At 49.3% G+C, this 1843-nt stretch carries 1 protein-coding gene; it reads left to right on the top strand.

Annotated features, from left to right (window positions below; translation table 11 throughout):
• Positions 1-1843: Kelch repeat-containing protein (locus ACRD67_RS20630; RefSeq protein ID WP_430969187.1), on the top strand; the 1843-nt coding region annotated here is incomplete at both ends.

Genomic DNA, 1843 nt, shown 5'->3' with positions numbered 1-1843 from the left:
TAATCAGCATCACCGCCATAAACATCACCGGCACCGATGCCGCCATGTTCGGCCATTCGGCCGCACTGCCGCTGGACGTGGATCCGCAGACATCGGGCTCGATCCCGGTCACCTTTACGCCCAACGGCGTGGTGGGGACCAAATCGGCCAGTCTCGAGATCGTACATTCCGGGGGCAACAGCCCCGTGACCATAGCCCTCACGGCTGAACTCTTCGAAATTATTCCTTTGACCCTTAACACTATTCCAGATCAATTCAATGAAGTAGGGCAAATGAGCAGTTTAATTGCCGTAGCTTCAGGAGGAGACCCAAATGAAAATGTAACTTATAGTATTGCCAACCAACCATCGGGAATAGTTATTGAGCCCACCAATGGTCAACTTACGGGTGTCATTGACGCATCGGCATTGACCGGGGGATCAAATTCCGACGGGGTGCATTTGGTTACCATCACGGCTAGCAAAGCGGGCTCTATTGATGCTACACAGCAATTTAATTGGACCATTACCGCGGCTTCGGCCAATACGTGGTTTGATAAGGACGAAGATGAGACCTATACCGCCCGGCATGAATGTTCCTTTGTTCAGGCGGGAGATAAGTTCTATCTGTTCGGTGGTAGAGAAAGTGCACAGACGCTGGATATTTACGATTATAATTCAAATACCTGGACCTCTTTGGTCAATTCCGCACCTATCGAATTCAACCATTTCCAGGCGCTGGAATATGAAGGTTTGATTTGGGTAATAGGCGCCTATAAAACGAACGTTTTTCCTTCTGAAACTCCAGCAGACCATGTTTGGAGTTATAACCCGGCCACTAGCGAATGGATTCAAGGACCCGAAATTCCTGTAGCAAGAAAAAGAGGGTCTACCGGTTTGGTAGTCCATAATGATAAATTCTATATTGTTGCTGGAAACACCAACGGCCATAGTGGTGGTTTTGTGTCCTGGTTTGATGAGTATGATCCCGCTACCGGTATCTGGACAGTTCTTCCGGATACTCCAAGACCAAGAGATCATTTCCATGCAGCCGTCATAGATGGAAAGTTATATGCGGCTTCCGGACGTCTTTCCGGAGGAACTGGTGGAACATTTGCCCCCGTAATTTCCGAGGTGGATGTATACGATTTTGCTCTGGGCACTTGGAGCACATTGCCCAGTAATCAAAACCTTCCTACACCAAGGGCTGCAGCAATTGTTGCCAATTTTGAGGGCAAGCTTGTAGTTGCCGGAGGAGAATCCAATGCTTCCTCAAGCGCATTCGACATTACTGAAGTTTTTGATCCGGTTTCAGGGAATTGGACGCTGGGTGATAATCTTAACCATCCTAGACATGGTACGCAAGGAATTGTCTCAGGCAATGGTATTTTCGTAGCCGCGGGTTCTCCCAATCGAGGCGGTGGAAGGCAAAAAAACATGGAATACTATGGACAGGATGCTCCAACAGGGAGCCCAAGTGTGGCCAGCACTATGGCCGCCGATACTGCTATTTCTTTTGGCAGTGGTGAATCCAAAAACGCGACAATCAACATCACCACAGGCAACGTAGGTATAATCGTTCGATCTATGGATTTGTCCGGACCGGATGCCTCGGAATTCAGCATTGACAGTGGTAATCTTACCAATGGTTTGCTAAAAAGCAGTAGTCAACATGTAGTTGGCCTTGCCCACACGGGTACGGGCACCAACAAAAGTGCCACTCTGACCATCAATTATAACGAAACCGATACCCATGTCATTGCATTAACTGTGGACGGTGCAGGGTCTAACCAGGCCCCGGTGGCCGTGGCCTCGGCCGATCTTCTTACCGGAGAGGCGCCCCTGGACGTGGCCTTTACCGGAAG

Origin of the sequence: Eudoraea algarum (assembly GCF_050589645.1) — a bacterium.
In the GTDB taxonomy this organism is placed as follows: Bacteria; Bacteroidota; Bacteroidia; order Flavobacteriales; family Flavobacteriaceae; genus JBNGOQ01.
This window is presented reverse-complemented; position numbering and strand designations above follow the sequence as displayed.